This is a genomic window from Paenibacillus glycinis (assembly GCF_009909185.1).
In the GTDB taxonomy this organism is placed as follows: Bacteria; Bacillota; Bacilli; order Paenibacillales; family Paenibacillaceae; genus Paenibacillus_Z; species Paenibacillus_Z glycinis.
Genome location: NZ_JAAAMV010000012.1, coordinates 123,409 through 146,900 on the forward strand (window position 1 = coordinate 123,409; position 23,492 = coordinate 146,900).

The 23,492-nt window shown below is 62.1% G+C and carries 20 protein-coding genes; 5 read left to right on the forward strand and 15 right to left on the reverse strand.

Going from position 1 to position 23,492, the window contains the following annotated elements:
- Nucleotides 1-347: 347 nt before the first annotated feature.
- Genes GT019_RS16200 through GT019_RS16210 form a run of 3 tightly spaced genes read right to left on the reverse strand, consistent with a single transcriptional unit; the run spans nucleotide 348 to nucleotide 2,912 of the window.
- The gene (locus GT019_RS16200; protein WP_161744231.1) at nucleotides 348-1,130 is read right to left on the reverse strand and encodes an ABC transporter permease; all 783 of its coding nucleotides are present in this window, start codon (nucleotides 1,128-1,130) and stop codon (nucleotides 348-350) included.
- A 4-nt stretch (nucleotides 1,131-1,134) separates the two neighbouring features.
- Complete coding sequence (locus GT019_RS16205; protein WP_161744232.1) at nucleotides 1,135-1,938, reverse strand: ABC transporter permease; 804 nt, start codon at nucleotides 1,936-1,938, stop codon at nucleotides 1,135-1,137.
- Complete coding sequence (locus GT019_RS16210) at nucleotides 1,935-2,912, reverse strand: ABC transporter ATP-binding protein (RefSeq protein WP_161744233.1); 978 nt, start codon at nucleotides 2,910-2,912, stop codon at nucleotides 1,935-1,937. Before GT019_RS16210 ends, GT019_RS16205 begins: the two co-directional genes overlap by 4 nt.
- A gap of 476 nt (nucleotides 2,913-3,388) precedes the next feature.
- On the opposite strand from GT019_RS16210, the gene GT019_RS16215 reads away from it, so the two are divergent.
- Nucleotides 3,389-4,174: an SDR family oxidoreductase gene (locus GT019_RS16215; protein ID WP_161744234.1), complete on the forward strand. Its 786-nt coding sequence runs from the start codon at nucleotides 3,389-3,391 to the stop codon at nucleotides 4,172-4,174.
- 295 nt (nucleotides 4,175-4,469) lie between these two features.
- On the opposite strand, the gene GT019_RS16220 is transcribed toward GT019_RS16215, so the two are convergent.
- Complete coding sequence (locus GT019_RS16220; protein WP_161744235.1) at nucleotides 4,470-7,205, reverse strand: alpha-L-rhamnosidase; 2,736 nt, start codon at nucleotides 7,203-7,205, stop codon at nucleotides 4,470-4,472.
- A 137-nt stretch (nucleotides 7,206-7,342) separates the two neighbouring features.
- Here GT019_RS16220 and GT019_RS16225 point away from each other — a divergent pair, with 137 nt between their 5' ends.
- The gene (locus GT019_RS16225) at nucleotides 7,343-8,209 is read left to right on the forward strand and encodes an AraC family transcriptional regulator (RefSeq protein WP_161744236.1); all 867 of its coding nucleotides are present in this window, start codon (nucleotides 7,343-7,345) and stop codon (nucleotides 8,207-8,209) included.
- 281 nt (nucleotides 8,210-8,490) lie between these two features.
- On the opposite strand, the gene GT019_RS16230 is transcribed toward GT019_RS16225, so the two are convergent.
- The 4 genes from GT019_RS16230 to GT019_RS16245 all read right to left on the reverse strand — a co-directional run bounded on the left by GT019_RS16230 (nucleotide 8,491) and on the right by GT019_RS16245 (nucleotide 11,214).
- Entirely contained in the window at nucleotides 8,491-8,991 is a 501-nt protein-coding gene (locus GT019_RS16230) for a hypothetical protein (RefSeq protein WP_161744237.1), read from the reverse strand.
- A gap of 67 nt (nucleotides 8,992-9,058) precedes the next feature.
- Nucleotides 9,059-9,289 carry a hypothetical protein gene (locus tag GT019_RS16235; RefSeq protein ID WP_161744238.1) on the reverse strand — a complete coding sequence of 77 codons (231 nt, stop codon included), beginning with the start codon at nucleotides 9,287-9,289 and terminating at the stop codon, nucleotides 9,059-9,061.
- A gap of 67 nt (nucleotides 9,290-9,356) precedes the next feature.
- Nucleotides 9,357-9,908, reverse strand: coding sequence for a glutathione peroxidase (locus GT019_RS16240; protein ID WP_161744367.1), 552 nt, complete (start codon nucleotides 9,906-9,908; stop codon nucleotides 9,357-9,359).
- A gap of 427 nt (nucleotides 9,909-10,335) precedes the next feature.
- Nucleotides 10,336-11,214 (reverse strand): helix-turn-helix domain-containing protein, encoded by an 879-nt coding sequence (locus GT019_RS16245; RefSeq protein ID WP_161744239.1) that lies wholly within the window; start codon nucleotides 11,212-11,214, stop codon nucleotides 10,336-10,338.
- Nucleotides 11,215-11,346: 132 nt separating this feature from the next.
- On the opposite strand from GT019_RS16245, the gene GT019_RS16250 reads away from it, so the two are divergent.
- The 3 genes from GT019_RS16250 to GT019_RS16260 all read left to right on the forward strand — a co-directional run bounded on the left by GT019_RS16250 (nucleotide 11,347) and on the right by GT019_RS16260 (nucleotide 15,110).
- Nucleotides 11,347-12,324 (forward strand): Gfo/Idh/MocA family protein, encoded by a 978-nt coding sequence (locus GT019_RS16250; RefSeq protein ID WP_161744240.1) that lies wholly within the window; start codon nucleotides 11,347-11,349, stop codon nucleotides 12,322-12,324.
- Between the two features lie 19 nt (nucleotides 12,325-12,343).
- The gene (locus tag GT019_RS16255) at nucleotides 12,344-13,330 is read left to right on the forward strand and encodes a Gfo/Idh/MocA family protein (protein ID WP_161744241.1); all 987 of its coding nucleotides are present in this window, start codon (nucleotides 12,344-12,346) and stop codon (nucleotides 13,328-13,330) included.
- 307 nt (nucleotides 13,331-13,637) lie between these two features.
- Nucleotides 13,638-15,110 carry an exosporium glycoprotein BclB-related protein gene (locus GT019_RS16260; RefSeq protein WP_201755414.1) on the forward strand — a complete coding sequence of 491 codons (1,473 nt, stop codon included), beginning with the start codon at nucleotides 13,638-13,640 and terminating at the stop codon, nucleotides 15,108-15,110.
- A 204-nt stretch (nucleotides 15,111-15,314) separates the two neighbouring features.
- On the opposite strand, the gene GT019_RS16265 is transcribed toward GT019_RS16260, so the two are convergent.
- The 7 genes from GT019_RS16265 to GT019_RS16295 form a co-directional block, all read right to left on the reverse strand.
- Complete coding sequence (locus tag GT019_RS16265) at nucleotides 15,315-15,812, reverse strand: discoidin domain-containing protein (protein WP_161744242.1); 498 nt, start codon at nucleotides 15,810-15,812, stop codon at nucleotides 15,315-15,317.
- Between the two features lie 26 nt (nucleotides 15,813-15,838).
- Nucleotides 15,839-17,086: an MFS transporter gene (locus GT019_RS16270; RefSeq protein ID WP_161744243.1), complete on the reverse strand. Its 1,248-nt coding sequence runs from the start codon at nucleotides 17,084-17,086 to the stop codon at nucleotides 15,839-15,841.
- 199 nt (nucleotides 17,087-17,285) lie between these two features.
- Nucleotides 17,286-18,284, reverse strand: coding sequence for a type I glyceraldehyde-3-phosphate dehydrogenase (locus tag GT019_RS16275; RefSeq protein ID WP_161744244.1), 999 nt, complete (start codon nucleotides 18,282-18,284; stop codon nucleotides 17,286-17,288).
- 96 nt (nucleotides 18,285-18,380) lie between these two features.
- Nucleotides 18,381-19,211 carry a sugar phosphate isomerase/epimerase family protein gene (locus GT019_RS16280; RefSeq protein WP_161744245.1) on the reverse strand — a complete coding sequence of 277 codons (831 nt, stop codon included), beginning with the start codon at nucleotides 19,209-19,211 and terminating at the stop codon, nucleotides 18,381-18,383.
- A gap of 5 nt (nucleotides 19,212-19,216) precedes the next feature.
- Nucleotides 19,217-20,308, reverse strand: coding sequence for a Gfo/Idh/MocA family protein (locus tag GT019_RS16285; protein ID WP_161744246.1), 1,092 nt, complete (start codon nucleotides 20,306-20,308; stop codon nucleotides 19,217-19,219).
- A gap of 97 nt (nucleotides 20,309-20,405) precedes the next feature.
- A complete protein-coding gene (locus tag GT019_RS16290; RefSeq protein WP_161744247.1) occupies nucleotides 20,406-22,247 on the reverse strand; it encodes a glycoside hydrolase family protein in 1,842 nt (613 codons plus the stop codon).
- A gap of 207 nt (nucleotides 22,248-22,454) precedes the next feature.
- A complete protein-coding gene (locus tag GT019_RS16295) occupies nucleotides 22,455-23,396 on the reverse strand; it encodes a methylenetetrahydrofolate reductase (RefSeq protein ID WP_161744248.1) in 942 nt (313 codons plus the stop codon).
- Between the last annotated feature and the right edge of the window lie 96 nt (nucleotides 23,397-23,492).

A 23,492-nucleotide genomic window follows, 5' to 3' on the forward strand; every position in this document is an offset into this window, starting at 1 on the left:
ACATCTGTAATATATGTCCTTTCGTCCAACTTGCATGGGCCTCGCCGAAGAAAGGGCCATTACCCCGCTCGGCCACATCCGCGAATTGAACCGAATACCGGCGCTCGAAAGCCGCAAGCCGCGCCGATAGCGGGATTCGCGCCGGGTAACGCGCGCGTCCCGCATCCGGCCGCCATGAGGCCGCGAGGTACATTGGCCCGGCATTCCGACGTTTGGGCCGATGCCATTCCCCTCGAAATGCCCGCGCCCGAATTACCGGGCCAAGCCGGTACCGCCCCCCACATGCATATCGAAAACTCGTCATTGCGGAAGCACCCCGCCAACTAAAACAACGGCGATCGCTCCTCCTAAGAGCCCGTGGAACGATAATGGCGTACGCCGAACTGCCATACGAGCACGCAGGGCAGCATGAATGCGAAGCCCGCAAGGGGCGTCAGCATGTAGAGGATCCCGTTGCCGTCGGCCCGGCCCAGTATATAGAGCATCGGCAAATAGTTGACGCAGCCGAACGGAATGATGAACGTGAAGAACACCGTCACCCATTTCTGATAAATATTGAGCGGGTACTGCGCCATCTCGCGGCCCCCGTCGGTAAAGATGTTCGCGATCTCCAGCCCCTCGATGGTCCAAAAGCACAGCGTCGCCGCCAGCATGAAGATGCCGGTGAAAATCATCACGCCGCTCGTTACCATGAGGAGCATCGTGACCGCCTTCGCCGCGGTCCACGCGACGGGCAAGTGAATGAGCGCCACCGCGAGGACCAGACAGCTCTGAAGCAGGCGGCCGAAGCGCGTGAATTCGAACTTGGAGCCGAGCACCTGCAGCGCCGTCGTGCGGGGACGGACCAGCAACCGGTCGAAATCGCCGCTGCCGACCAAGGTCGAGAAGGCATCGAAGCCGCGCGAGAAGCATTCGCTGAACGAGAAGGCCAGATGGATCACGGCAAAGCAAAGCGCGACCTCGTAGAAGCTCCATCCCTGCACTTGGCCGAATCGCTCGAACATGAAATACAAGCCCGCGAACACCGAGAACGGGATGAAGAATTGGCCGACGGTCAGCAGCCAGAACGAGGTTCTGTACTGCATCTGCGACTTGAATTGAATCGCCAAATAATGCATGTATAAACGCATCGCGTTACCCTCCTTGAACGACGACTTGGCGCAGCGCCCGATGCAAGCTCCATCTGCCGAAGCCGACCAGCGCCGCAAGCCACAACAGTTGAATGAGAATCCCCCACAGCGCCTCGGCCTGCGGAATTTGCCCGGAATACACGCGGAAAGGAAAATCCGCCGTCCATCGGAACGGCAGGGCGTTGGCGATTTGCTGCAGCCATGCGGGCATCAGCGGGACCGGAATGACCAAGCCGGCGAAAAACTCGCCCGCCACGGCGATCAACAGCGTCGAACCGACGGGCGACATGGTCCAAAACACCGAGATATAGATCAGCATCGAGATCGAAACGACGACGAGCAGGCCAAGCAGAAGCGACACGACGAACAATAAGCCTGCCGTGAGCGATGGAGGCAGTTGGAGCCGATAGGGCCGGGGGAGCAGGAAGGCGACGATCAGAATCGGGAAACATCGCAGCGCCGCGCTGGACACGCGCTGAGCCAGCAGCTTGGAGAACCAGAATTCGTAGATTCCGCACGGCCTGCAGAGCTCGTAGGCGATATTTCCTCCGGTAATCAACTGGAAGATCTCGTTATCGCGGAACCAGAGCATGATGAACGCCAGAAAGATCTGCTGCAGCCAGGTATACGAGATGACATCCTTCAGGGAGATGGGCTGCTCTTGCGTGCTATGTTGATAGAAAGCCACGAAGATCATGATAAAGACAAGGCCGAAAAACAACTGCGTTGCCATGCCCGCATAAGCGGCGGCGCGGTACTGCATTCCGTTGATGAACCGCAGCCTCCAAACCGAGAGATACGCGTTCATATGCGATGCTCCTTATACAGCTCGACGATCAGTTCGTCGACGGGCTTCGTCTCGATCGCCACGTCCACGAGCTCGACCTGCTCCGATAATCGCGCGATCACGAGGGCCATCAATACCTGCTCGGTGTCCACGCTCAGCACCGCCCTCTCCGGCGACCACGAGAGCAAGGAAGCGCCCGGGATATCGAGCGGCGTGGCATTGGCGCGATAATCGACCGTAACCGTGCGATGGGTGCCGAAGCGCCCGCGCAGCTCATCCAGGTTGCCGTCGTAGAGCAGCGTCCCGTTGCCGATCATCAGGATCCGGTCGGCCAGCGCCTCGATATCGCTCATGTCGTGCGTCGTGAGGATGACGGTGACGCCTTTCTCTTTGTTGATGGTTTTGATGAATTGCCTGACCGCGATTTTGCTGATCGCGTCCAATCCGATCGTCGGTTCGTCCAAGAACAGAATCTTGGGACCGTGCAGAAGCGACGCGGCGATCTCGCAGCGCATCCGCTGACCTAGACTGAGCTGCCTGACCGGGGTTTGAAGCAGGCTGCCGAGTCCCAGCGTTTCCGTGAGCAAGTCGAGGTTCCCCGCATACGATCGATGGGGGATCTTATAAATATCCCTTAGGAGCTCGAAGGAATCGATGACCGGCACGTCCCACCACAGCTGCGAGCGTTGGCCGAAGACGACGCCGATATTGCCGACGTAAGCCCTTCGTTCCTGCCATGGCGTATAGCCCATGATGGAACAGCTTCCGCGATCGGGCACCATGATGCCGCTCATGACTTTGATCGTCGTGGATTTGCCTGCGCCGTTCGGTCCGATGTAACCCACGATTTCCCCTTCCTTGATGGTGAACGAGATGTCCCGGAGCGCATCCACGATAGCATGCTCGCGGACGAACAACGCTTTCATGGCTTGCCGCATGCCCGCCGACCGCTTCGCGACGCGGAACGATTTACTGATGCCTTGCAGTGTGATCATCGCTTCTTAAGCCTCCTCTTTTTTAGCCGCTCGAAAAATATATCCAAAACCGGAAAAAAAGTATAGACTTATAATAAATTCTCATTTATAATAATATTATAGAGGTCGAGGACATCTATATCGCACCCAAAGATTTAAAAATTACTTTTTTCACGAACATATTCGTTTTTTAAATTGTCTATTTGGTACGATCCTATAAATAGGAAGCACCCGTTGCCGCGAGCAGCAGGTGCTTTTTTTGATTTTGAGATGGAGGTCTTTGCTTGTCCTTTGAAGCGTTGGCCAAGTTACGCTTGCGTGCGTCTATGCCTGCGGCCCTTCCGCGACGCAGCCTAGCGGCAACGGACTCGACAATACGATTCGACTATTGCATGCTGTAAGTAATCGCCGATCGCGTCATCGTTCATGGGCCTGCAAGCTAACCCCTACGATAGGCGCCAATCGGACTCGCTTGCGCGAATAAGGAGGAACTTGCCATGGATTTGGAACTGAAAGGGCGCGCCGTCATCGTGACGGCCGCCAGCAAAGGCCTGGGGAAAGCAGCCGCGCTGCGGCTCTCGCAGGAAGGGGCCAACGTGGTCATCTGCGGCCGCCATGCGGAGACGATCGAGGGCGCGGCCGCCGACATCCGGTCGGCGACCGGCGGGGACGTGCTGGCCGTACGGGCAGACGTCTCCTCGGCCGCGGATATCGAGTCGCTCATTGCGGCCAGCGTCGAGCGGTACGGCCGGATCGACGGCCTCGTATGCAATGCCGGGGGGCCGCCCGCGGGATCGTTCGCCGCGATCACGGACGAGCAATGGGAGTCCGCCTTCCAGCTGAACATGATGAGCGTCATTCGGCTCATCCGGCTGTCGCTGCCGCATTTCCCGGCGGAAGGCGGCCGCATCGTCTACGTCTCCTCGACGTCGATCAAGCAGCCGATCCCGGGTCTCGTGCTCAGCAACGCGCTGCGGCTTGGGGTGCAGGGCTTGATCAAGACGCTCGCCGACGAGCTGGCGCCGCGCAACATTTTGATCAACTCGGCCGCGCCCGGCCGCTTCGCGACGGACCGCGTCCGGTCGATGGACGAAGCCCGCGCCGCCGCGGCCGGCGTCCCGTACGAGGAACAGCGCGCGAAGTCCGAGCGCGAGATCGGCGTGGGACGTTACGGCGACCCGGCGGAGTTCGCCCGTTACGTCGCGTTCCTGGCATCGCCCGCGAATAGCTACGTGACCGGGCAAAGCCTGATGGTCGACGGCGGGCTGGTGCGCGGGGTGTAGGCGTAAGGGGGTTACAAATAGGGGGTTGGCACCTGTGGGTGCCAGCCCCTTTCGTTGGTTTGACGAGCCTTTTCCGGCACGTGTACGGCGCTAAGTGCTGTTCCTGCTCGGAAACTGCGCATTTTCGCCTCATCTTGAGGCTCGCTCAAGCGCGGCGACCTGAGTCCGGCGTCGATGATGCCGGGATCGTCGACAGGACGACTAATTCCGGCGCTCGCCCCGAACGCAACCAGCCTCGAGCCGCCGCTGTACCGGGCGTTTCGAGGCTGGTTTCCCTATCGACAGCGATCATGCGCTATACAAGCGCATGCTCCTTCCGCGCATCCTGCTTGACGGCGTATCGGAACGCGTACGTGCCGGATCCCACGGTCAAGCTCACGCCCGTACCGGTTTCCGCGATCGCGAAGACGCCATCCACTTCCGATGCCGCAACTCCGCCTTCCGTCAATTCGGCCGGGGTCACGCCGTCCAGCACCACCTCGGCCGTCGCATTCGCCGGAACCGTCAGATGCAGGACGGTCTCGCCGGCCTCCTGCGTCCAGCCGGATTCGATGCGGCCGTACGGCGACTCCAGTGCGGCGCGCGCATGCGTGAGCGCGCCTTCGGCAAAGCGCGGCCGGATGCGGATTTTTTTGTACGCGGCGAACGCTTCGTCCATGTCGAGCCCGGCCACGTAGCGGTACATCCACTCGCCGATCGCGCCGTACGCGTAATGATTGTACGAATTCATGTCGTCGCTCCAGAACGAGCCGTCCGGCTTGATGCCGTCCCAATGCTCCCAGATCGTCGTCGCGCCTTTGGTGACGGAGTAAAGCCAGGACGGATAACTTTCCTGCATCAGCAGCTTCACGGCGGTGGCGTGGTAGCCGTTGTCCGACAGCGCGAAGCACAGGTACGGCGTGCCGACGAAGCCCGTCGTCAGGTGGTAGTCGTTCTGCGCGACCAGCTCGTTCAGCTCCCTGGCGACCCGCTTCTTGTCCTCGCCTTCGACGAGCCCGAACATGAGCGCCAGCGCATGCGCCGTCTGCGTCGGCGCGGCCAGCCGGCCGTTCGGCGTCAGGAACTCGCGCCGGAATTCCGCTTTGATCCGGTCATGCAGCTCGCCGTACGCGCGGACGTCCGCCGCCTTGCCGAGCACGACGGCCGCATCGCGGACCAGGCGCGTCGAATGCGCGAAGTAGGCCGTGGCGATCAGATCGCGCGGCGTCGCGCCGACGTAGCTGTTTTCCTTGGCGTCGAGCCCGAGCCAGTCGCCGAAATGAAACCCGGTGTTCCACAGGTACTCGTTCTCGCCCTGCCCGCGAATGTAGGCCACCCACGCGCACATGCTCTCGTATTGCTCCGCCAGCAGACGGACGTCCCCGTAACAGAGGTAGATCGTCCATGGGCAAATGACGGCGGCGTCGCCCCAAGCCGCGGACGTCGGAATATTCTCCTGCGGCGGCGGCGTCGCGGATTCGTGCAGCGCGTTCGGGATGACGAACGGCACGCTGCCGTTCGGATTCTGATCCGCCTTCAGATCGCGCAGCCACTTCGCGAAAAAAGACGCAACGTCGTAGTTGAACGCCGCGGTCCGGACGAATACCTGCGCATCCCCCGTCCAGCCGAGACGCTCGTCGCGCTGCGGGCAGTCCGTCGGCACGTCGACGAAGTTGCCCCGCTGCCCCCACCCGATATTGCGCTGCAGCTGATTGATCATGTCGCTCGAGCTGTCGAATTCGCCGGTCTGCGCCATTTCGGTGTGCAGGACTTCGCCCGAGAAGGCTTCGAGCAGCCCGCTTTCCAACCGCTCCGGACAGCCTTCGATCCGCACGTACCGGAAGCCCATGAACGTGAACGTCGGCGCGTAGGTCTCGCCTGCGATTCCCTTGGCCGTATAGACGACCGTCTGCTTGGCCGTCCGCAGGTTGCCCGTATAGAAATTGCCTTCCTTGTCCAACACTTCCGCATGGTGCAGCGTAATTGCCGTGCCAGCCGGCACGTCCAGCGTCATCCGGATGCGCCCGACCATGTTCTGCCCCATGTCGAGCACGATCTCGCCCTTCGGCGTGCGGATCAAGCTTTGCGGCTTGATGATTTCCGTCACGCGAATCGGTTGATGCTCCTGAGCCGTCAGATGGTTCACCGGCAGACCGACGGTTTCCGTCCCGCTCCAGCCCGAATCGTCGAAGCCCGGCTCGCTCCAGCCCTCCTGCTCCAGATTCGCGTCGTACGTCTCGCCGTCGTAGAGGTCCGCCAGGCGGATCGGCCCTTCGGAGGCTTTCCACGTGGCATCGCTGCCCACGATCTCCTCCGAGCCGTCGGCATAGGCGATATGCAGCTGCAGCAGCAGCGCCCGGCGGTCGCCGTACAGATTAATGCGGTTCGCCTCCCAGCCGAGCCGCCCCTTGTACCAGCCGTTGCCGAGCATCGCGCCGATGGCGTTCGTCCCGCCTCCCGCCAGCATGGCCGTCACGTCGTAGGTTTGATATTGCTGCCGTTTGCGATAACTGGTCCAGCCCGGCGCCAGCAGCTCGTCCCCGACCCGCTTCCCGTTCAAGTACAGCTCGTACACGCCGGCGGCCGTCGCATAGATGCGCGCGGACGCGACGTCCGGCTTGACCGCGAACCGCTTGGCGAGCAGAAAAGCCGGCTTCGCCTGCGGATCGATCGCCGCCGCGTCGGGGGTGATCCATTCCGCCCGCCATTCGTCCGGCGAGAGGAACGACGTTTCCCACCAGACGGGCTCGCTCCATTCCGATTCGCGCCCGGACCGGTCCCATGCTTTGACCCGCGCCTGATAGCGCGTCCGCGATTGCAGCTCCGGGCCGGCGTACGCCACTTGTATTGACGCGTCCGAGAGGATTTTGCCCGTATCCCAGATCGGATCGTCGAAGCTTCCGCCCGCCTTGATCGCCTGTACCCGGTAGGCTTCCTGCACGATTCCCCGATCCGCCGACTGCAGCTTCCATCCGAACCGCGGCGCCTTGACATCCGTCCCGAGCACGCTTGCGCGATATTCGCAAGTAAGCGGTTTCACTATCAATCCCATCGATTGCCCACGCTCCATTCTTTTAGTCGCTTGAAGGCTTCCTAGATCCAGTATAAGATGGAATCACGTCGTATATTGCAGGCTAATCGGACTTTTACTGTCGTCGAATATGACATTCCACGAAGAGGTGACCAACGATGCCCATCCAACGCCCGATCGCGCAAATGCACGGCAAAGACTTCTTCGACTCCGCGCTGCCGATCTATGTCAACCGGGCGGTCGAGACGTACCAGCTGACGGAGCACCGCCACGATTTTCTGGAAATCAGCTACGTCAGCGAAGGGGCCGGCACGCATCATCTCGGCGAGGAAGCGTTCCCGGTCGCGCACGGCGATATCTTCCTCCTGCCGGTCGGGGTATCGCACGTATTCCGGCCGTCGAACGCCTCGCCCGAGCATCCGCTGATCGTGTACAACTGCGTCATCGCGCCGGAAGCCGCGCGCCGTCTCGCGGAGGCCGTACCCGGCGGGGAAGCGCTGCTGCCTTTCCTGGAGACGGTCCACTATCGCAGGTACCGGGATCCGCACGGGGAGTTCCACCGGCTGTTCCAGCGCCTGCATTACGAGTATCTCTCGGCTCAGCCCGCCCGCGAGGCCGCGCTGCACCAAGGCGTGCTGGGGCTGCTGCTCTATCTGTTCCGGCTGGACGGCCGCAGCGACGCTTCCGCCGCTTCGGCCATTTTGCCCGCCGGCCTCGAGACGGTCCTCGCAACGATCCACAGCCGCTTCGACCAGGACCTGCCGGCCAAACGGATGGCCGCCCTGGCCGGGATCGGCGAACGACAATTTCACCGGCTGTTCGCGAGGCAGACCGGCATGTCCTACAAGACCTACCATCAGAACGTCCGCATCAGCGAGGCCTGCCGGCTCCTCCGCACCACCGACCGCAAGATCAGCGATATCGCCTCCGCCGTCGGTTATCAGGACATCGCCTACTTCAACGGGCTGTTCAAGCGGAAGAACGGCGTCACGCCGAGCGTTTACCGGCAGGTGGATGCTTCTTGAATTGCCGCGGATAGCGGATTGGCGGAAACATGGCTTGCGGATTGCGGCTTGACGGAAGCGCGGCTCGCGACCGACGCCATCGAGCAATCAAGCGCAACTACGAGCTTTGAACGAAGCGCCTGGCCAAGTCGTTACTTGAACCGCCGGGCGCTCCAGTGAACGGCAGCTCGGCAGACCTACTACCTCGAGCAAACAAGCGCAAATGCGAACATGCAAGAAGCCTCCCCGGCGCACATGCCGAAGAGGCTTCTATTGGCTTTACCGCATCCATATCCAATGCGTTACGAAGAAACGAGCTGCGGCCGCTCCGCGTCGAGCCGTTCTTCCAGGATCCGCTTCGCGACCCGGTAGCAATCGTCGACATGCGAATTGCCGACGTACTTCATGGCGCCGAAGCTTAAGGCGCCGGCCACGGCCGTGCCGATAACGGGCACGAATTTGGTCGTGCCTTTCACCGCGAAGCGCGCGGCCGCTTTCTTCACCAGCGCGAAGACCAGCCTGCGCGTGACGGCATGGCCGATCAGCTGGCTGCCGACCGACGTGATCATGCCGTAGACCACGGCCTTGCGCTGCGTGTCCAGCTCGGCCAGCTGCGCTTCCGAAAGCCCGAAGCGCCGGTTGATGTCCGGAATCAGGCGCATCAGCATCCCGACGTCCGCCAGCATGTCCGTTCCCGGAATCGGCACCATGGCCGCCGTCCCCGACAGCATCGCGCGCCTCGTCACCAGTTTCTTGCACGACTTGCGAATTTGCTCCAGCTCCTGCATCGATCGAGGCAGCATGGCAAGTCCCACCCTTCTATGCGACTCTTCCCGCCGTTGTCCGGCAGCGGCCGGAGGGGAGCAACCGTTAGATCCCCGTACGGTATTTACGTTCGCTCGAGGAATCGCGTTTCGTCTCGTCCTTGCGCTGCTCGTCCTGCCGTTCGATCGCCTGATCCTCGACCGGAATGGGATCGACCGTCCGTTCGCTCGCGAACCGGTCGAGCAGGCTCTCCTTGTCCGTCGGCACGCCTTCCGGATTGTCCCGCTTGCCCTGCTGCGTCCGGCGCCCGTCGGCGCTGCGTTCGAATGCGTTCATTTCCATCCCCCCGTAAGTTCGTCGTACCCTTCATTACCTTTTTCGGAGGATCGTCAAACAAACCGCATTAGGCGCGCAGCAGCGATTCGATGACGGGCGCGAGGCGATCCGGCTCTTCCGGCGTCTCGAACCGGCCCGCGATCGTGCCGTCCCGGCCGACCAGGAACTTGGCGAAGTTCCACTTGATGCCGTCCCCCGCGTACAAATCCGGATGCTTCGCCTGCAGGAAATCCCGCATCCAGCGACCGTTCTCGTCGGCGTGGTCGAAGCCTTGAAACGGCGCTCGGCCGGTCAAATACGCAAACAGCGGATGCGCCCGTTCGCCGACGACGTCGACCTTCGCGGCCAGCGGAAACGACGCGCCGAACGTCGCTTCGCAATACGTCCGGATCTCCGCGCCGTCCTCCGGCTCCTTCGCGTTGAACTGATTGCACGGGAAACCCAGCATATCGAAGCCCTGTCCGCGATAAGCGTCATACAGCTGCTGCAGACCCGCCAATTGCCGGGCGTAACCGCACCGGCTGGCCGTGTTGACGATCAGGAGCACCCGTCCCCGATACGCCGACAGCGGAATCGGCTCCCCGTCTATCCCTTGAACGGTAAAATCGTAGATCGACATGCCCGCCAACCTTCTTTCTCCCATCGAATGTGCCTCCATCATAAGACGGGAATCCCGGCCGGTCCAATAGGATTATGAAATATCGGCTATATGGAATGACAATAAGTCCGCTGCGAAAAAGCAGCGGTCCGTGTGCGCGGTTCGGGGCGGTTGCGCGGCTGCCGGATCAGCATGGGAGACCAATCGGTCGACTCCGCCGGCCGTTGGGTCGGCCCTGGCGGCCGTTCGGTCGGCATGCAAAGCCAATGCGGCCGGAAAAGCATCGCGGCCGTTCGGTCGGCGCGCAAAGCCGCGCTGGGCCATGTTGCGGCTCCGAAGCTAGGGCTTGACGTTCGAAAGGCAAAGCTAGCCTCGTGTAGCGAGCGGCTTGGAAATCCGTGCTAAGTTACGCAGCTCGAACGACATCGCATTGCCGATCGCTCCGCCCCTATTCTTCGCGCTGCAGCAGCCGGTGCGCGTATTGCTTCGGCGTGCAGCCGCTGTAGCGCTTGAACAGCTCGTAGAAATGCGCCATATTGGCGAAGCCGACATCGGCCGCGATCTCGGCGACGCTGCCGGGCCGCGTGACGAGCAGATGCTCCGCCTTGCGAATGCGCTGGCGGTTGACGTAATCGACGAAGGATACGCCTATTGATCGTTTGAAATACTTGGAGAAGGCGCTGTAGCTCATCCGGGCGATCCGGCTGACCTCGTCCATGTCGACGCGCTGGGCCAAATGCTCGTCCACGTAATCGAGAACCGGCCGCATCGTCGCGTCGTCGACGTACGCGTAGCCCTGCAGCAGCTCGCGGCGGTCGTGGCGCAGCAGGGTCAGGAGCAGCTGCTTGATGCGCATGCTGGCCGCGATCTCGTAGCCTTTGCGCTTCTCCATCATCTCCTTGTGGATATCGAGAATAATGCCGGCCGTCTCCTGCCTCGCTTCGCCGTTTTCCCGAAAAATATAGTTCAATTCCTCGAGCGGCCGCACCAGCTCGGAGAAATGCCGGTAATACATCATCATCGCCGGGTCGAAATAGCGCTGCAAATCGACATGAAGCACGATGTAGACCAAGTCCTCCTCCGACGTCTTATGGCTGAGGTGCAGCTGCGAGGAGCCGATCATGACGATATCGCCGGGACGAAGCGCGTAGACGGCGCCGGCCGTATGCACGCCCATGGCGCCCCGCAGCACCAGGATCAGCTCGACTTCCTTGTGATAATGCCATCGCCTTCCGGCCGGCTTGGGGCTCGCGTCGTCTTCGAACTGCCAGGCTTTGATGCACAGCTGCGGGTTCTGATAATGAATCGGCTCTTGGAATTGCTCCATCCGCGGATTTCCTCCTCGCCGTTCGTGTAGGATTGGATACAAACTCGCCAAAAATCGTGATTGTTGGCGGCTGGTGCCCCGTACTATGATGACTCATGAGCATTATACCTCAGAACAAGGAGCGAATCCGATATGAAAGTTGCGGTAGTGGGCTGCGGCGGCATGGGCCGCGTGCATGCGGAAAGCTACGCCCGAATGGACGGCGCGGAGCTCGTCGGGGTCTGCGACATCGACGGAACGGCTGCCGGCGAGCTGGCGGCGATAACGGGCGCGCGCCCGTACCAGTCGTTCGAGCGGCTGCTGGAGGAAACGGCCCCCGAGGCGGTCAGCATCGCGCTGCCGAGCCATCTGCATAAAGAATACGCGCTCAAGGCGGCGGCGGCGGGCAAGCATGTCATCTGCGAGAAGCCGATCGCCCTTACGCTGGAGGACGCGGACGCGATGATCGAAGCCTGCCGGGCAGCGGGCGTATCGCTGTTCGTCGGACATGTCGTGCGTTTCTTCCCGGAATACGAACAGCTTCGCCGGCAGCTCGCGGACGGCCGGATCGGCGTCCCCGGCGTCGTCCACGCGAAGCGCGGCGGCGGCCATCCGGCCGAAGCGAAAAGCTGGTTCGGCGACGCGGACAAAAGCGGCGGCGTCATCGTCGACATGATGATCCACGATATCGATTTCGTGCGTTGGACGCTGGGCGAACCGAAGTCCGTCTATGCCTTGAACAAACGCGACGACCGCATGGATTACGCGCTGGTCACGCTGGAATTTCGGAGCGGCGCCGCCGCCAACCTGGAAGGGTTCTGGGGGTATCCCGGACCGTTTCATTACGCGGCGGAATTCGCCGGCTCGGAAGGCGTCATCCGGCTGGACAGCACGAAAGCCGGCTCGCTGACGGTCCGCAAGGCCGAACGCGCGCAGGCGGGCGGTCCGGTCGTCGAGATCCCGCAAAGCGCCAGCGCGCTCAGCCCGTACGACCTGGAGCTGGCGCATTTCCTGGCCTGCCTCCGCGACGGCTCGGAGCCGGCCGTCACGGCGGCGGATGCCCGCGAAGCGCTCAGAATCAGCTTGGCCGCGCTGGAATCGATCCGCACCGGCCTAACCATTACGCTATAACCGAGAAGGAGGAGCAGCGGTGAAAAAACTTAAAGTTGGCCTAATCAGCTTCGCCCACGGCCATGCGTTCAGCTACTATGCAAGCCTTCGCTCCTTGCCGGAGGTCGAGATCGTCGGCATCGCGGACGAGTCGGCCGAGCGCGTGCGGCAGCTCGTCGAGCGCGACGGCGTGCCGTACTTCGGCGATTACCGGCAATTGCTGGCCGGCGACGCGGACGCGGTCGTCATCTGCGCGGAAAACGTGCGTCACGCGGAGCTGACGATCGCCGCGGCGCAAGCCGGGAAGCATGTGCTGTGCGAGAAGCCGCTCGGCATCAGCGTCGCCGAGATGGAAGCGATGATCGCGGCCTGCCGGGAAAACGGCGTCCAACTGATGACGGCATTCCCCTGCCGCTATTTGCCGGCCGTCGCGGAAGCCAAAGCAGCCATCGCCCGGGGCGAGATCGGCGAGATCGTCGCGGTCAAAGGCACGAACCGAGGATCGAACCCCGGCGGCTGGTTCGTCGATCGCGAGCTATCTGGAGGCGGCGCGGTGCTGGACCATACGGTGCATGTCATGGACCTCATCAACTGGATGCTCGGCGCGAAGGTCAGCGAGGTGTACGCTTACGCGGCGACGCGCTTCGGCGCGGCGGAGATCGACGACGCGGGACTGGTCCACGTCAAATTCGACACGGGCGCGTTCGCCGTCATCGATACGAGCTGGTCCCGTCCGAGATCGTTTCCGACCTGGGGGGACGTGACGATGGAGATCATCGGCACGGACGGCGTCATCTCCGTCGACGGGTTCGCCCAGAAGAACGAGGTGTACAGCGACGGCGACGGCAAAGGCACCTGGAGCTATTGGGGCGACGACATGGACGAGCTGATGATCCGCGACTTCGTCCGCGCCTTGCTGGACGGCGCGGCGGTGCCCGTCACGGGCGAGGACGGCCTGCGTTCCGCGGAGGTCGCCCTTGCCGCCTATGAATCATCCAAGCTTGGCCAACCGGTCAGCTTGGCGTAAACGAGCGAGCGCCCGTGTCCGCGGGCGCTCGTGACAATATGGCGATCAAACGACGTATCGCCGCAACAAGGGCCCTTTCGCCTCCCACTCGGGAGAACGGAAGGGCTTTTCGTTTATCCGCTTAGGCTTGAACCTGTCGCAGATGGCGAACAAGATCATATTTCCTATTTTTGGATATTCATATGTCGTTGCGAATTTTGCTATAAAATGTCATATCCTGCCGGGCGTTGTGTTATATTATTCTCAGAAACTACCAACGTTTCATAGTTTTCAACACATCCAAGCAGCAAAAGGAGAGAGCAGTAACATGTTGAAGAAAAAATGGCAGAAGGCCTCGCTCGCGTTCTCGCTGGCCATGACGCTGATGTCCGTGCCGGTCGTCCAAGCGGCCGGAATTTCCGTCGTCGTCGACGGAACGATCGTCCCGAACGACGTCGAACCGGTCGTCGCGGGCGGCAGCGTGCTCGTCCCGATCAAAATGATCGGCGACACGATGGGCGTAACCGTAAGTTGGGATGGAGCCGCGAAAAAGGTGACGGCGGTTAAAGGCTCGAAGACCGGAACGCTCGTCATCGGCAACAAAACCGCGGTCGTGAACGACAACGGCAAAGAAACGAAGCTGACGCTCGATCAACCGGGCAAGATCGTGCAAAGCCGGGTCATGGTGCCGCTGCGTTTTCTCGCCGAGCTGTTCGGGGCGCAAGTGGAATGGAATGCCGAAAAGCAGCTTATCGTAATCAAGACGCCAGTCGGCGCGATTGTGGGACCTCAAGGGCCGAAAGGCGATAAGGGCGTTAAGGGTGACAAGGGCGACACCGGAGCCAAAGGCGAAACAGGAGCAACGGGCCCGTCGGGGTCGAGCGGCTCTGGATCGCAAGGTCCTACCGGAGCCAAAGGCGACACTGGCGCGACTGGCGCCAAGGGCGACAAGGGCGACAAGGGCGACAAGGGCGACAAGGGCGACAAGGGTGATAAGGGCGATAAGGGCGATAAGGGCGATGCCGGTACCTCTGGAGCCAAAGGCGACACTGGCGCGACTGGCGCCAAAGGCGACAAAGGTGATCCAGGCACGGATGGGGCAACTGGCGCTAAAGGCGACAAAGGCGATTCGGGTACGGATGGAGCAACTGGCGACAAAGGCGATCCGGGTACGGATGGAGCAACTGGCGCGATTGGACCTCAAGGACCAATTGGCGCAACTGGACCTCAAGGACCAACTGGCGCGACCGGACCTCAAGGACCTGCCGGAGCGTCAGGATTGGCGGCGATCGTTCCGTTCGCATCCGGAAAACCGATTACGATGACGACGATAGCAGGCGGTTTGAACGGCACCGGAGCACTGATCGGCTTTGGCAATTCCGTCAGCGGCGTAAGTAATATCGGTGGGCAATACGATCTTACGGGCGGACCAGGGGCTGACCTCAACTATGCGTTCTCCGTCCCGGCCAATGGCGTCTTGACTTCCTTGTCCGCTTACTTCAGTACAACGCTTGCTCAAGCCCTCATCGGCACGACCGTTACGATTACAGCGCAATTGTACAGCTCGACCACGCCGGATAATACGTTTAGTCCGGTTCCCGGAGCGACGGTAACCTTGGCTCCTGCGCTGACAGGCGTACTCGCGATCGGCACGGTAAGCTCCGGCATCACAACCGGCCTGAGCATCCCGGTTACGGCAAATACGCGCTATATGTTCGTGTTCAACGCATCCGCTGCCGGTATTTCCTTGATTAATACCGTTTCCGGCTACGCCAGCGGCGGCGCGGCATTCGCATTCTAAGTTTAACGGACAAGTTCGCGCCTCGAACGCGCGTACAGCTAAATATCTCTTCTTGTCAGGCCAACCGGTCCATTTCCCGGTTGGCCTTTCTTTATGCCCGGGTACGATGGCGGCAGCCGGAGAAACGCGCATAATAAAAGGGCCGGGAGCACCTCGTAACAGGTGTCCCGGCCCTTGCCTGGCCGCATGCTCTGGATCAAGCGATTAATAGACTTCGAGTTCGAACAAGGAGTACCCGTACTGCGTGGTCCGTTCCGTCCCGGTTACTTTAACGTAACGCGCTTCGGTCGGATTGATAAGCAGATTAGCGATGCCTTCGCGACCGCTTGTTGTGGCGTACGCCGACTTCCAGGTCGAGCCGTCTGCGGACAACTCTGCTCGGTAAGCTTTGGCGGCGGCGTTCTCCCAGTTCAGCACGACGCGCTTGATCGTCGTCACCTCTCCCAGATCAACGCTGATCCATTGCGGGTCGACGCCGTGGCGGGATTCCCAGCGCGTGCTTTTGCTGCCATCTACCGCGAAACTGCCGCTTTGCAGCGGTCCTTCGGAAGTCGTTGTCGATTTGTTCAACGCCAGGTTACGCGAAGAGCCCAGCGTGACCGACTGCAGAACCGAGTCATTCTTGTAGCCGGTTGCCCCGACCGTGATCGCGTTCGGTTTAGCGTCGATGAACAGCGCGGCATCCAGCGTGTCCGCTTGCATTTCGCGTCCAGCTGCGTCGTTCTGACCTACACTACCTCGCCCCGCCTGCGCAGCAGAACGAACAGCACCGCGCAGCACGCCGCGCACAGCAGCGCCATCAGCGCGATGAAGACATATCCGGCCTGCATGCCGATAAGCTGTCCCGGGGCCGAGCCGCCTTCGCCTTCGCCGAACAGCCCGCGGACGAACTCGATCACGTACCCGATGAACAGATTCCCGATCACGCTGGCGATGCCCATGAGCGTCACCGTGAACGTGATGGCCGTATCCGTTCCTTTGGGATAGCGCTTCGCGATCATCGCCATGACGGTCGGATAGATCGGGGCGATGCCGGCGCCCGCGATCGCGAACAGGATCGCGCCCCGCTCCCCGATCAGGATCGCCGCCAAGCTGCAGATGCCCGAGAAGGCGGCGAAGATCATCACCGATCTCGTGTAGCCGATCCGGTCGGTCACGGGGCCGAGGAACAGCCGCGCCAGCGTGAAGAAGAGGAAGAAGAGGGACAGCATGCCGGAGGCGTCGCCCATGCTCCAGCCGTACGCCTTCTCCAGAAAATTGACGAGCCAGCTGCCCACCGCCAGCTCGGAGACGACGCCGAACGACAGAATCGCGACGATCAGCCAAGCGATGCGGTCTCGCAGCAGCGAGCGGTACGAGGTCTGCTCCCCCGTCTCATGCCGCTCTTCCTCCGGAAACTTGCCCCACAGCGAAGGGATGATCGGCAGCACCGCCAGCGACAGCATGATCAGGTACATGCCCCGCCAGCCGAGCATGCCTCCGCCCGGCAGCTGCCAGCCCATCATGGACGCGGCGATCAAGGGCGCGACGATGGAGCTGAGCCCGTAGAAGAAATGCGCCAGGTTCATCATCGTGCCCGTGTTGCGGATGAAGATGCGGGCGGCCATGATCGCGAGCCCGATCTCCAGCATGCCGTTGCCGATGTACATGAGGAAGTAGGATGCCGAGAGAAACCCGTAGCCCTGCGCCGCATGCATCAGCACGCCGGCGATCGCCATGGACGCGAACGCGCCGATCCCCGTCCACTTGATGCCGATCCGCCGCGACAACGCCGACGTGAACGTGCAGGCCGCCAGGTAGCCGAGCGAATTCAAAGCGAGCAGCATGCCGAGCTGCCCCTCGTCAAGATTGAAATCCGCCTGCATGCGGGGAATGGCCGGCCCTTTGATGTTTTCCGAGAACCCGAAAACCAGGAATCCGCCGAAAACGACGACCAACAGCAGGACGTCGTTGAGCTTGAACATTATTTTTCGCATGCGCGCTTATGCCTCGTTTAAGGAAGATTAGCCCCTCGGTCGCCCTCGGAGACCTCTTCATATTCCATGGTATCGCCAAATTTGTCAATCGCTGCGCTGCGGGAAAGCAAAAAAGAGCCGCTCGCATGAGCGGCCCTCGATCATCCGGCGCCGGCCGTGATTTCCCGTCACCGGCACGGAATGCCCGGACGTTCCGTCGTTATTTGTCCGCCAAGAACGCGGCAACTTCCGCCAGACGCGTAGCGAAGCCCCATTCGTTGTCGTACCAGGTCGCAACGGACAGGAGCTCGCCTTCCACGTGCGTGAGCGGCAGATCGATGATCGACGTATGCGGGTCGCCGACGATGCGCGATGATGCCCATTCGCCTTCCAGCACGTCGAGCACGCCCTTCAGCGGGCCTTCCTTGGCCGCGCCGCGGAACATATCGTTCACTTCCTGCACGTTGCAAGGCTTCTCCGTGATCAGGTTCAGCTCGGCGATGCTGCCCGTGCGGGTCGGGATGCGGTACGCTTTGCCCGTGATCTGCAGGTCCGGCCAGATGAACTTGAGCGCCTTGGCCGCGCCCGACGAGGACGGAATGATGTTCTCGGCAGCCGCCCAGGAGTCCCGGCGGTCGCGCATCGGCTGATCCGTCAACGATTGGGTGTTGGTATAGGAATGGACCGTGGAGAACAGCCCGAATTTGATGCCGTAGTTTTCTTTGACCAGCTTGACGACGGCGGCCAGGGCGTTGGTCGTGCAGCTGGCCATGCTGATGATGCGGTGCTTCTCGGGATCGAAGCTGTCGAGGTTGATGCCCTTCAGCAATACCGCGTCGCAATCGTCGAGGGTCTTGCTCGGCCCGCTGATCAGGACGCGCTTCGCGCCGCGGTCCAGATGCACCTGCGCGACGGAACGGACGACGGCGCGGCCCGTGCAATCGACGACCAGATCCACGCCGAGCGCCTTCCAGTCCGGCACTTCCTGCGAGGAATTAATATAGAGAATCTCTCGTCCGCCGATGACCATCGCGCCTTCTCGGGCGGATACGTCCTCGTGCCAACGCTTATAGTTGGAATCCACTTCGAACAGCGCGGCGAGCGTGCCCTCGTCCTTGATATCCGACACCGACACCGGAACGAAAAGCTTGTCCTGAAGCGCCACGCGCAGCAGCGTTCTGCCGATGCGGCCAAATCCGAAAATCGCAATTTTACCCATTTTTCTCAGCCTCCATAGCAAGATGTTGTCGACGGGTATAGTGTACTCTTCTGCGCGCCCGAAGTCCAACGAAGGCCAGATTCCCGGTTGCGGGGGTCAATGAAGATTTTGTAAAAAGGCGAGACTGCCCGCGGCTTCCCGCTCTTCCAGCCCGTGCATGACGAGCGGTCCGTCGAACCCGGCCGTCCGCAGCAGGCGAAGGTAACCGGCGAAATCCAGATCGCCTTGTCCGACCGCCGCGAATGCCGGCTCGCTCCCTGCGCCGGCGCGGATGTCCTTCGCATGGGCCAGCACGATCTCCTCCGCCAGCAGGTCCGCCGCTTCCTGCAGCGTCCCGGACCAGGAAGCGCAGTCGCGCCCGGCGACGAGATTGGCGGCGTCGAACACGATCTTCAGATGCCGCGACTGCAAGGTGTCGAGCAGCCTCCGGGCCGACCTCGCATCGTTGACCACGTTCGCGGCTTCGGGCTCCAGCGCGAGCACGACGCCGTGCCGTTCCGCGATCGGAAGCGCCCGTGCCATGCAATCCAGCATGTCGCGCCATGCTTCGGCGCTTCGGTTGTCGGGATGCGCCTTCCACATATCCAGCGGATCGCGGCTGCCCGACCCGAGCGTCACGATCCGCACGTCCATGTGGACGCACATGGCGGCCAGATGCTCCAGCCGCGCCAGGCCTTCCGCCCGCGCCGCCGGATCGGGATGCGCCATGTTGAAGGTGCCCGACACGGCTTCGATCGCGATGCCCCTGCCCGCCGCTTCCTCGCGCACGCGCAAGGCGACGGCTTCGTCGTAACGCTCCGGCATGGACGCCATGCCCGCGCAGGCCATATTGAACTGCATGCTTGCGAAGCCGTGCGCGCGGACGGCATCCAACGTCTCGGCCAGCGAGTCGCGCTTGAAGGTTTTGGCGAAGATGCCGATTCTCATGCCCGTTACACGCTCCCCGCGACGTCGGCGAGCCGGACCTTGCGGCCGCCCTGCGCCGATTCGGCGATGGCTGCCATGGCGCGCATCGCCGCAAGCCCATCCTGCACGTCCGCCCCGCGCTGCGGCGCGCCGTTCAGGATCGCGTCCGCAAAGCCTTCCACCTGCAGCTTGAAGAAATGGGCATCCGCGCCGAGCGGCTTGCGCGAGGCGCCCTCCCGCGTCGAGAACAGCTCGACGTCGCTGGACTTGAACCGCCACGGATGATAGGTCGTGCCCGTTACGCTGCCATGCTCGCCATAGACCTGGAACCCCTCGTGCCAGTCCATCCTGACCGGGATCGTCAGGTCGAGATGGCCGATGGCCCCGCTTGCGAATTCGGCGGCGGCGAACCAGCAGTGCGCTTCGAATTTGCGGACGTAGCTTGCCTGCACGGATACGATGTCCCCGCCCAGGAAACGCGCCGTGTCGACCAGATGACTGCCGTGCGTGAGCATGAAGTAGCGCTGCTTGTCGCCCGTGGGATCCTCCTCCGGCTTGCGCGAAGCGGCGCTTCGAACCGGGATCGGCTGGATATTATCCGTCACCGCGTAGCGATAAACGGAATCGCAATACCACGCCTTCAGCGCCAGCATCTCGCCCATCTCTTCCCGGATGAAATCGCGCGCAGCGACGATGCCGGGATCGAAGCGCTTCATGTTGCCGACCTGCAGGACCAGCCCCGTCCGGGCGACCGTCTCCGCCAGCGCCTCGCATTGTTCGATCGTCGTGCCGAGCGGCTTCTCGACGAGCACATGCTTGCCCGCCTCGAGGGCGCTCGTCGCCGCGCCGACGTGAAACGCGTCCGCGATGCCCACGATGACGGCATCCACGTTCGGATCCGCCAGCATGGCGTCGTAGTCGGAGTAGACGGCGCGCGGCTCGTGAATGGCGGCCATCCGCGCCGTCAAGTCCTCCGCGACGTCGCAGATCGCGTAAAGCTCGGCGTTGTTCGCCCGCCGGCAGGCGTCGAAATGCGCGGCCTGCGAGATCGGCCCGCATCCGAGCACGCCGATACGCAGCCGTCGATGCCGATTGTCTTCCGTATTCCCGGTAGCCATAAGATCAATCCTCCTTGTGCGACCCCGGCACCGCATCACCCGTGCGGCGGCCTGAATCGCACGCCTGTCTGTCGTTCAAGTATACCTGAACCGGCGGCTACCTCGCGATTTCCCGGACGGCGATCCGTTCGAACGTCGCCGCGCCGAACTGGGCGAAGAAACGGAGATGACCGCTTGCCCCGCCGGTTCGCGAGATAAGCGTCCGGCTGCCGCCCACGCACAGGTCGATCCAGCCCGGCTTGACGACGGCCTCGACGGCAATCTTCTCCGACAGCCCCTCCACGCGGTAGATGGAAGACGACTCGTCTTCCTGCAGCGAGCGGGCATGGATGCGATGGATGCCGATTTTGCCGGCCGACGGCTCGATGCGGACGTCATAGCCGTCCGCGAATTCGGCCGAATCCGATACCGAAAAGCCCAGGTACATGTGCGGGTAGCGCGCGATCGCCTCGAAGGTCAGCACGTAATCGGACTCGAACGGTCCCAAGCCTCGCGAGACGAAGCCGTTCATGTCCGCCAATTCCAAGTCCCCGTGGTCCCGGGGCTCGCCCGCCGCTTCCCGCAGCTCCGGCACGAATGCCAGCCCCAGCGTACCGTCCGCCCGCTGCACCAATTCGCGGAAGACGAGCTCGCCCGCGTACCTGTCCGGCGAGCTCAGGAAGCCCGCGGCGATGCGCCGTCCTTCGTGGAACGGCGCCGTCTTGGGAACGCGCCACTGCACGCAGTCGAACGCGTCCATCGCCGGCCGGAGCCAAGGTCCTTCCAAGCTGCGGGCGTAGCGGTAGCGCGCCAACCCGTCGTTGCTGAAGACGAGGTAGTGCCAGCCGTTCCACTCGAAGCAGTCCGAGCATTCCGGCTCGTCGTGATAGCCGGGCACGATGAACGGCCCGACTTCCTCCCACTCGGTCAGGTTGGCCGACACGAGGTGAACGAGGCAGCCCTTCGGCCTGCCGGGCTCGTCCGCGAGACTCGTCGTGACCAGCATATGATACGTGCCCTGCCCGTCCTCGAACACATGCGGATCGCGGACGGACGCGCGCGCATACCGGTCCGAGATCCGAATGTCCGCTTCCGTCTTCGCGAAATGAACGCCGTCCCCGCTGACCGCGTAGGTGAGGCGCGCCGGGGAACCGTCGACCGCCCTTACCGCATAGAACGCGTGATAGACGCCGTCCTTCAGGAAGACGGAGCCGGTGCAGATCGACCCTTCCCCTTCTTCCGTAATGCCGACCGCGATCGGATGCGGGGTCCACGAACGGAGATCCTTCGTCGAGATTTGCGCCCATTGATGCGCGCCCAAGCCCCATTTGCTGGCATGTCCGCGGCGGTCGTAGAGGTAATAAAGCCGGAACGTCGTCCCGTCGAAGAACGGCATGCAGTCGCCGACGCCCGTGTTATAGCCGCGCGGCCGCCAATATTGCACCGTCGCCGGCTCTTCGCCCAAGTAGCGGCTCACGAGCGCCGGGCTGCCCGGTTCGGGCGATACCGCCTCCCTCCACAAGGCGACGCGATCGGCGCCGTCATGCACGCTCACGGCCGCTTCGCTCAGATCCACCGCGCCCATCGGCCAATCCTCGTCCGCCAAGACGCCGTCCACGTACAACCGCGCCGCGTGCCCCGCATACTGCAGCAGCACGTTATGATTCGCGCTGCCGATGCGTTCCCAGGGGATCGACAAGACAAGCGGCGTATCCCTTGCGTCCGTATGGACCTCGGCGATTAAGGATAGCGCTTTCGCATAAGGGATAAAGCCCGTATAGAAGCGCACCCGCGTGCCGGATTCGGCCGACGCGACGACGGCCAGGTCCCCCTCCGGCGAGCCCGCGGTTTCTAAGCCGAGCGAAAATTGCCTGACCGCTCCCCAGTTCAGAAGCCTCGGCGAATCGTTCCTTCCGACGGTCGACTCGGGGGAGATCCGCGATAATTTATCCGCATTCATGCTTGAAGACACTCCGTTCGTCATGGAATAGGCAGCCGCGCGGCGTCATTCTTCCTGGTACGGCTTCCACTTGGTAGAATTCTGTAAACGGACGCGTCTTCCTGCCTGCCGCCGCCGGGATTTCCCGCCCGAACGCCAATAAGGCCGCCGCTCATACGAGCGGCGGCCTCGGGCGCGAACGCCGTGCCCGGCTTTCGCGGCTTGTCCTCAGATGGCGAATACCGGACGCAGCCGCTTCTCGATCGCGGCCTGGATATCCTGCACGAGCTGGATGGAGGCGTCGATCTCGACCTTTCGCGTCGAGACGCTCTCCACGCTGCACCCGAGCGGGATGCCTTTCTCGAGGCCGAAATCGAAGATTTCCTCGAAGATCTTCTGCGAGAGCCGGACGGACTTGTCCAGCACGTCGTTGGAATGCTTCAATTCGTTTTCCAGCCATTTCGGGATGCTGATGCCGAGCCATTTCATGAAATCCAACGTCTTGGCCGAGCCGCAGGGCGCCAGGTTGATCAAGATCGGAACCATGTCGATCTCTTGCTCCATGCAGTGATAATAGTAGTCCGAGAGGAAATTTTTCGTCGCCTCGACGTCGTACGTCGCCTGCGAGATGAAGAAGCTGCAGCCGTTCTTGATCTTGCCGGCGATTCGCAGGTGCTCGTCGTTTTTCTTGGCATGCCGTTCGGGAATGACGACCCCGCCGTAGGTGAGCGCCGGATTCGTTCTCCGGCTCAATTCATAGGCCTCCGGCAACCCGAGCGCCACCTGCTGCTTGCCGGAAGAGGCGCCCACGAACACGGAGAAGCGGTCTTGATCCGAGGGCGCCCCCAGCCAATCCGCCAACTGCGGCTCCGAATATTTGCCCACGCAGCGGTAGATGATCTTCGGCACGTTTAACCCGCTTAAATACTCGCTGCCGTAGGTCGTCGGATCGACCGTCTGCAGGTAAGGGAAGGGACGGTCGTCCTCGATGCGGTCGCTCTCCTCCTGCACGTCGTACAGGATGAGCCCGTCGATCCGCACCGTTTCCAGCCGCTCGACCTGCTTCCGCGCGATCTCGGCGAGCTTGTCCGGCGCATGCGTTTCCTTGGGCGGCGTCATGCCGTAGGTGACGATGCCCGTCTCCTTGCGGCGTATTTTATCTTTCAGCATCTGCTCACATCCTTAGTCGCTTCTTGTCCTTATGCTTATGCTCTATGAATATTCAACGCGGTTAAATAATGAAACAAGCTTTTGAAACAAGCATGG

What these genes read in the sequence shown, in the direction of transcription:
- GT019_RS16200 (WP_161744231.1), bottom strand. Translation starts at nt 1,130, where the DNA reads ATGCGTTTATACATGCATTATTTGGCGATTCAATTCAAGTCGCAGATG.
- GT019_RS16205 (WP_161744232.1), bottom strand. Translation starts at nt 1,938, where the DNA reads ATGAACGCGTATCTCTCGGTTTGGAGGCTGCGGTTCATCAACGGAATG.
- GT019_RS16210 (WP_161744233.1), bottom strand. Translation starts at nt 2,912, where the DNA reads ATGATCACACTGCAAGGCATCAGTAAATCGTTCCGCGTCGCGAAGCGG.
- GT019_RS16215 (WP_161744234.1), top strand. Translation starts at nt 3,389, where the DNA reads ATGGATTTGGAACTGAAAGGGCGCGCCGTCATCGTGACGGCCGCCAGC.
- GT019_RS16220 (WP_161744235.1), bottom strand. Translation starts at nt 7,205, where the DNA reads ATGGGATTGATAGTGAAACCGCTTACTTGCGAATATCGCGCAAGCGTG.
- GT019_RS16225 (WP_161744236.1), top strand. Translation starts at nt 7,343, where the DNA reads ATGCCCATCCAACGCCCGATCGCGCAAATGCACGGCAAAGACTTCTTC.
- GT019_RS16230 (WP_161744237.1), bottom strand. Translation starts at nt 8,991, where the DNA reads ATGCTGCCTCGATCGATGCAGGAGCTGGAGCAAATTCGCAAGTCGTGC.
- GT019_RS16235 (WP_161744238.1), bottom strand. Translation starts at nt 9,289, where the DNA reads ATGAACGCATTCGAACGCAGCGCCGACGGGCGCCGGACGCAGCAGGGC.
- GT019_RS16240 (WP_161744367.1), bottom strand. Translation starts at nt 9,908, where the DNA reads ATGTCGATCTACGATTTTACCGTTCAAGGGATAGACGGGGAGCCGATT.
- GT019_RS16245 (WP_161744239.1), bottom strand. Translation starts at nt 11,214, where the DNA reads ATGGAGCAATTCCAAGAGCCGATTCATTATCAGAACCCGCAGCTGTGC.
- GT019_RS16250 (WP_161744240.1), top strand. Translation starts at nt 11,347, where the DNA reads ATGAAAGTTGCGGTAGTGGGCTGCGGCGGCATGGGCCGCGTGCATGCG.
- GT019_RS16260 (WP_201755414.1), top strand. Translation starts at nt 13,638, where the DNA reads ATGTTGAAGAAAAAATGGCAGAAGGCCTCGCTCGCGTTCTCGCTGGCC.
- GT019_RS16265 (WP_161744242.1), bottom strand. Translation starts at nt 15,812, where the DNA reads ATGCAAGCGGACACGCTGGATGCCGCGCTGTTCATCGACGCTAAACCG.
- GT019_RS16270 (WP_161744243.1), bottom strand. Translation starts at nt 17,086, where the DNA reads ATGCGAAAAATAATGTTCAAGCTCAACGACGTCCTGCTGTTGGTCGTC.
- GT019_RS16275 (WP_161744244.1), bottom strand. Translation starts at nt 18,284, where the DNA reads ATGGGTAAAATTGCGATTTTCGGATTTGGCCGCATCGGCAGAACGCTG.
- GT019_RS16280 (WP_161744245.1), bottom strand. Translation starts at nt 19,211, where the DNA reads ATGAGAATCGGCATCTTCGCCAAAACCTTCAAGCGCGACTCGCTGGCC.
- GT019_RS16285 (WP_161744246.1), bottom strand. Translation starts at nt 20,308, where the DNA reads ATGGCTACCGGGAATACGGAAGACAATCGGCATCGACGGCTGCGTATC.
- GT019_RS16290 (WP_161744247.1), bottom strand. Translation starts at nt 22,247, where the DNA reads ATGAATGCGGATAAATTATCGCGGATCTCCCCCGAGTCGACCGTCGGA.
- GT019_RS16295 (WP_161744248.1), bottom strand. Translation starts at nt 23,396, where the DNA reads ATGCTGAAAGATAAAATACGCCGCAAGGAGACGGGCATCGTCACCTAC.